Source organism: Amycolatopsis sp. CFH S0740 (assembly GCF_004522315.1).
GTDB classification, from domain to species: domain Bacteria; phylum Actinomycetota; class Actinomycetes; order Mycobacteriales; family Pseudonocardiaceae; genus Amycolatopsis; species Amycolatopsis nivea.
In genome coordinates this window covers 1-1,425 of sequence record NZ_SDLS01000071.1, presented here as the reverse complement: position 1 = coordinate 1,425, position 1,425 = coordinate 1, and the positions used below count along the sequence as shown (strand labels likewise).

General features: G+C 68.3%; 1 protein-coding gene. It reads right to left on the bottom strand.

All coding sequences use genetic code 11. From position 1 onward, the window contains the following. The coding region (locus tag EIZ45_RS45780) for an IS701 family transposase (RefSeq protein ID WP_240692057.1) at positions 1-1,271 on the bottom strand (1,271 nt) is incomplete at its 3' end. Positions 1,272-1,425 lie beyond the last annotated feature (154 nt).

Genomic DNA, 1,425 nt, shown 5'->3' with positions numbered 1-1,425 from the left:
TACTCCAGCTGTAGTTCGTGATCGGGTGCTGGTTGTTGGTGTCGCTGCTGGTAGTGGCTTTGGCGGGAGCGGTGTTGGTGTCGTCGGCGCCAGGCGGACCAGGCCAGGATGTCGATGATCTTGCGTGCTGGTTGCAGGATGAGCTGGGCGTAGAGGTGCCTGATCTCGTTGCGTGTCAACGGGATCAGGTCCTCGGCCGACGGTGTGCTGCGAGCCTGAGCCGCGGCGATGGCGAGGAAGGCGTGCGCGAACATGACCAGGGTGGTCCAGCGGTACCAGGAGGTCCAAGTGCGGACCTGGTGTTCGTCGAGGCCGGTGAGTTCTTTGCCGGTCTGGAAGGTCTCCTCGATCGTCCAGCGCCGCCCGGCGACGCGCGCGAGGTCGGCCAGCGCGACCCGGCGGGGGCTGTAGCAGCGGTAGAACGCCGTTTCCCCGGTCCGCCGGTTACGGCGCATCAAGATCCAGTGGTATCCGGTCTTGCCTGCCGGATGCAGCCGCAGCCGGGCCCACAGGTAGTAACGGCGGCCTTTCGCGCCGGCCCCGGCGGAGAGCTTCTGCCAGGCCCGCTTCGGCAGCGCGGCGGCGCGCTCGTCGGCCCGCACGCTCTCCTCGCCCGGACCGGGAACGCGGTGGTCGCAGGCCACGGCCAGCACATAGGCCTGTTCGCGGGCCTCGAGCGGATCGCGCAGGCCGGCGGCGTCTTTGCCGTAGGCCTCGTCCCCGGTCACCCACCCCACCCGGACTCCCGCCTCCAGCGCACGAGCGATCATCGCCAAGGCCAGCCGGGATTTCGTGGTGAACAGGGTCTGCGCGGGCACTCCGGCCCGGTCCCGCCGGGCCTGGTCCTCTGCCCAGCTTTCGGGCAGGTAGAGCTCGCGGTCGATGAACGTGTGCCCGGCCGGGGTGGAATACACCAGGAACACCGACATCTGCGAGTTCTCGATCCGTCCCGCGGTGCCGGTGTATTGCCGCTGCACCCCGACCGACTCGACGCCCTTCTTCAGGTCACCGGTCTCGTCGATGACCAGCATCGCGTCCTCGACACCCAGGTGCTCGACCACGACCTCGCGCAGGTCGTCGCGGACCCCGTCCGCGTCCCATGTCGCGCGCGAGAGCAGGTTCTGCATCCCGTCCGGGGTCCGGTCTCCGACCTGCTCAGCAATGGTCCAGCAGTTCACCCGCGCCAGCCCGGACAACAGACCCTGCACGAACCGCCCGGCCCGCCGACGCGACTCCACCCGCACGAACCGCCGCCCGATCCGCACGAACATCTCACCCAGCAACGACTGCCATCGCGCAGGGTCTACGCTGGCAGCCGCGGCCGCCACATGATCTTGAGTTGTCCTCACAAACACCATGATCACGTGGCGGCCGCACCCGTCTCACACGACCCCTCCAGCAAGATCACGAACTACAGCTGGAGTA